The following is a 302-nucleotide window of genomic DNA, read 5'->3' on the forward strand; positions in this document are numbered from 1 at the left end:
CCTTGCCCGCTGCTCCGCAAGTATGTCAAAGCAGGCTGGCTTGGCAAAAAGAGCGGACGCGGTTTTTATGACTATGAGGAGAGAACTTCCTAAAGTCTATTCCATCCGGGGGTGGCCGAGTTGCATGTAACCCAAGAGCAAGTCATGATGCGAAAAATGGTGCGTGATTTTGCACGAAAAGAAATTGCTCCCGCTGCGGAACTCATGGAGAAAACGGACGAATTTCCCTTTCAGCTGATCAAAAAAATGGGTGAACACGGACTGATGGGAATACCGGTGCCGGAACAATACGGCGGTGCCGG

General features: G+C 51.0%; 1 protein-coding gene. It reads left to right on the forward strand.

Going from position 1 to position 302, the window contains the following annotated elements:
• Positions 1–111: 111 nt before the first annotated feature.
• On the forward strand, positions 112–302 hold a 191-nt coding region (locus PU683_RS22500; protein ID WP_431190973.1), incomplete at its 3' end, for an acyl-CoA dehydrogenase family protein.

The organism is Candidatus Kosakonia sp. 282A-S69 (genome assembly GCF_029433855.1).
Lineage (GTDB): Bacteria > Pseudomonadota > Gammaproteobacteria > Enterobacterales > Enterobacteriaceae > Kosakonia > Kosakonia cowanii_A.